A 3,894-nucleotide genomic window follows, 5' to 3' on the forward strand; every position below is an offset into this window, starting at 1 on the left:
CCTGCGGGGCGCGTGCGACGACGTCCGCGCCGGGGCGCGAGCGGATGCTCCTGCGGATGCGGGGCAGGCTCGGCACGGGGACTCAGCGGGTCGTCGGTCGCCAGCGTCATGTTCGCCATTCTAGTCGGCTCGCCTGCCGCCGAAGCCTAGGGACGGCGGAAGCGGAAGACGTCCGGCACAGAGAGCGGCGAAGGTGTGCCGAAAGTGTGCCAATGAGGCCTGGGCCCCTTTCGCCCAGATTGACAACGCGGTATGACGGATGGAGTCCGTTTCTCCTCACCGATCGGAGTCACCATGCCTCGAGCCCTGGCCCTCGTCCTCTTCACTCTTCTCCTCGCCGGCGGCGTGCTCGCAGTGCCGGCCGCCCGCAGCGCGTCGCCCGACGTCGTCGTCAGCCAGGTCTTCGCCGGCGGCGGCAACGCGGGCGCGCCCTTCACGAACGACTTCGTCGAGCTCTTCAACCGCGGCTCGACCGCCGTCGACGTGAGCGGCTGGACCGTCCAGTACGCGTCCGCATCCGGATCGACCTGGCAGGCGACCGCGCTGACCGGGTCGATCGCCCCCGGACGGCACTACCTCGTCCAACTCGCGTCGGCCGCGGCGGTGGGCGCCGCCCTGCCGACGCCCGACGCGACCGGCACGACGAATCTCGCCGTCTCGGGCGGGAAGATCGCAATCGTGCGCGATGCGACGGCGCTCGCCTGCGGCGCAACCGCAGGCAGTTGCTCGGCGGTCTCGTCCGTCGCCGACCTCGTCGGCTACGGGACGGCTTCGGACTACGAAGGGAGTGCAGCGGCGCCCGCCATCGACAACACGACAGCGGCGACACGGGCGAGCGCCGGCTGCACGGACACCGACGCGAACGCGACGGACTTCACGGCCGAGACGCCGGCGCCGCGCAACACGTCGAGCCCCCTGGCGACATGTGGCACGCAGCCGCCCCCGACCGGAGGGGCCTCGCAGAACGCGACCGTCGACGTCGACATCCAGGCAGTTCTCTCGATCGCGCTCGAGCGGTCGAGCGTGAGCTTCGGGAACGCGACGACGGGTGTGACGCCGCCGCCGGTCTCCGAACGGGTGACGGTCGTCAGCAACAACGCCGCGGGCTACGCCGTGAGCGTCCATCGCACCGCCTTCCAACCCGCCGACCTGCCGCTCGGGATCGCGGGCACGGCCCCGACCGGCGGCCAGATCGGAGGCGGCCTGGCAGGTGGAACGATGGCCGCGATCCCGGTTCCTCCGGCGGCCGACCTCCTCGTCGGGACGACGGCCGCACGAAGCGCGGCGGCCGGAGACGTCTGGGACACGCGGCTCGGGTTCGTCTCGCCGCTGCCGGTCGTCCCGGCGGGCCACTACACGGCGACCGTCACCTTCACGGTGATCGGTCGATGAGACGCGCCGCAGGCCTTCTCCTGGCCGCGCTCGTGCTCGTGCCCGCTTCGGCGGGCGCGGGCGCGGCGCGGCCACCGCTCGCGCTGACGGCGACGCCGGCGAAGGTCTCGATCGCGGGCTCCGGCCGGGCGATCATCCGTGTCGCCAATCCCGGGACGAGCCCCCTCGTCGTCGAGGCCGCTCGCGCAGGGTTCTCGCTCGACCTCCGCGGACGGCCGAAGATCGTCGCGCACCGGGGAAGGCGCACCGCTGCGTCGTGGCTCACGATGCAGCCCGGCCGCTTCGTCCTCGCACCGGGCTCGAGCCGCGCGCTGACGGTCGTGTCTCGTCTGCCCGCGCGCGTCGAGCCGGGCGACCACGACGCGCTCGTGCTCCTCACGACACGCCCCCGGCGAAGCGCAGCAGTCGCGGTGCGCCTGAGGGTGGGCGTCGTCGTGGTCGTCCGCGCCCCGGGCCGCGTCGTGCGACGGCTCGCGCTCGGAGGGCTTCGCGTCCGACGGGCGCCGGCGCGCGGTGCGCGCGTACTGGAGGTTCTCGTCGTCAACAGAGGCAACGTGACCGAGAGCCTGACGCGTCGCCGGGTACAGATCTCGCTCCTGCGTGGGGGAACGCGGAAGGCGCTCGCGACCGAGCCGCGTGACCTGCGGCCGCGGACGAACGGTGTGCTGGCGGCGCGCTACGGCACCGGCGAACGAGGTTGGACGACCGTGCGCGTCGAGATCACGGCCGCGGACGGCGGGCCGGCAGTCGGCCGGAGCTTTCGGGTCAAGCTGTGACGGCGCCGCGGAGCCCCGGGTTCATGCGGGCGGCTCGAGGCCCGCCGCTGCGATCGCGGCGATCGCGAGGCGCTCGTCCTCGGCTCCGGGAAGGCCGCTGACGCCGACGGCGCCAACGCGGCGACCGCCGGCGAATGCGGCCACGCCGCCGTGGAAGAAGGAGAACTGCGGGTCGAAGCTCGCGAGCTCTGTGGGCGTCGAGCCCACCTTCTCGGCCAGCACTCGCGTCGACGTCGCGTCGCTCCGGGCCGCGGTGTACGCCTTGCGGCGTGCGTTCTCGAGCGTGTCGCGCGCGGCGTCGTCCATTGCGAGGCACGCAACGAGCTCGCCGTGGTCGTCGACGACGGCAATGGACAGCGGGCTCGGTGCCGCCTCGACCGTGGCGCGGATCGCCGCGAGTGCCTGCTCGTGCGTCACGCGACGCCGGTCGCGGTCTGCGGATCATCCGCTTTCGACACGACGCAGAAGCGGTTCCCGTCAGGGTCGACGAGGACGACGAAGTCGTCGTCCGGACCGTACTCGCGCGGGAAAGGGGTCGCGCCGAGGGCGAGCAGCCGCTCGACCTCGCCCTGCTGGTCCGAGGTGTACAGGTCGAGATGCACGCGGCTCAGCTCGCCGAGGGGCGGCAGTCGTTCCTGCTCGACGCGATCGAGCGAGATGTTCGGGCCGGCACCCGTCGGGTCGGCGAGGACGACCCAGCCGTCTTCCGGCGGGTCGCGGGGGACGTACCCGAGCGCCGCCTGCCAGAACGCGACAAGCTCGTCGAACCGCACGCAGCGAACGAGGATCGAGCCCACTCTCACCCTCGAGCCGCGCGCCTGGGACCCACCGGGGTCAGGCAACGCGGAAAATGCGCTTGCCGAGCGAGACGATGCCCGCTCCCGCGGCGAGCGCGGCGGCGAGGGCGCCGGCGATCAGGTTCGTCTGGACGCAGGTGCGGCAAGCATTGCAGCAGGTCGCAGCCATCGGTGCCTGCTCGCCGTACCTGGCGAGAGTCTGGGTCATGCGACCTTGCCACGCAGCCTTCATCTCAGCGAACTCTACGCCGCTGTGACGTCGACGGCGAGCTCGCGCGTGACCCCATCCCCTCGTAGTGCACGAGGCCGCGTCGATGTCGGAAGCCGCCGATTGTTCGGGAAAGACCCTTCTCGGGCCCAACACCCCTGAGCGGCAACCCGAACAGGATCGAGCTCTCGACAACCGAGCAGCGCGAGGGCGAGGTAGACGGCGGCTGGGATCTCTCACCCGGGGTCGAGCAGTTGGAAGTACCGGGCGATCGGTAGAAGAGTGAATCCGGTTTCGCCGTACATCGTCCGCGCCGGCGCGTGACCCGGATCGCCGCCGGTCTCGACGACTGCGATGTCCATCCCCTGACGCGCTAGGTAGTCGAGAGCGAACGTCGTCAGACGCGCGCCGATACCTCGTCGCTGAAAGTCCGGATCGACGCCGATGATCTCGATCGCGCCCATGCGATCGTGGAACGCATTCAGGACGACCCCGACAAAGCTGACCGGACGGCCATCCGCGACGCCGACGAATACGTCGCGTTCGACGTTCGTGCAGATCGACCGTATCGCCTCGGCCTGATCGGCCTTCCAGTCGGGATGCAGGCGAAGAAAGACCGCGTCGCCGAGCGCGTCACGGACCGACGCGAAGACGGGTTCCCACGCGCGTAGCGAGAACGCGATGACGGCGTCGAGGTCCTGCTCGACGAACCGACGAATCT

General features: G+C 71.4%; 6 protein-coding genes. 2 read left to right on the forward strand and 4 right to left on the reverse strand.

The annotated features are described in order from the left end of the window. Positions 1 to 294: 294 nt before the first annotated feature. On the forward strand, positions 295 to 1,392 hold the full coding sequence (locus VNM44_RS16800) for a lamin tail domain-containing protein (protein WP_325627433.1): 1,098 nt from the start codon (positions 295 to 297) through the stop codon (positions 1,390 to 1,392). Continuing rightward, complete coding sequence (locus tag VNM44_RS16805) at positions 1,389 to 2,168, forward strand: hypothetical protein (protein ID WP_325627435.1); 780 nt, start codon at positions 1,389 to 1,391, stop codon at positions 2,166 to 2,168. Before VNM44_RS16800 ends, VNM44_RS16805 begins: the two co-directional genes overlap by 4 nt. Before the next feature lie 21 nt (positions 2,169 to 2,189). Here VNM44_RS16805 and VNM44_RS16810 read toward each other — a convergent pair whose 3' ends face one another. From VNM44_RS16810 to VNM44_RS16825, 4 genes are all read right to left on the reverse strand, one after another. Continuing rightward, positions 2,190 to 2,585 (reverse strand): heme-binding protein, encoded by a 396-nt coding sequence (locus VNM44_RS16810; protein ID WP_325627437.1) that lies wholly within the window; start codon positions 2,583 to 2,585, stop codon positions 2,190 to 2,192. Then, the gene (locus VNM44_RS16815) at positions 2,582 to 2,971 is read right to left on the reverse strand and encodes a VOC family protein (protein ID WP_325627439.1); all 390 of its coding nucleotides are present in this window, start codon (positions 2,969 to 2,971) and stop codon (positions 2,582 to 2,584) included. The genes VNM44_RS16810 and VNM44_RS16815 overlap by 4 nt, the downstream gene beginning before the upstream one ends. A gap of 31 nt (positions 2,972 to 3,002) precedes the next feature. Then, positions 3,003 to 3,197, reverse strand: a complete 195-nt coding sequence (locus VNM44_RS16820) for a hypothetical protein (protein WP_325627441.1) — start codon at positions 3,195 to 3,197, stop codon at positions 3,003 to 3,005. A gap of 212 nt (positions 3,198 to 3,409) precedes the next feature. Next, positions 3,410 to 3,894: GNAT family N-acetyltransferase (locus tag VNM44_RS16825; protein WP_325627443.1), on the reverse strand; the 485-nt coding region annotated here is incomplete at its 5' end.

It is taken from the genome of Gaiella sp., assembly GCF_035558935.1.
Classification (GTDB): Bacteria; Actinomycetota; Thermoleophilia; order Gaiellales; family Gaiellaceae; genus Gaiella.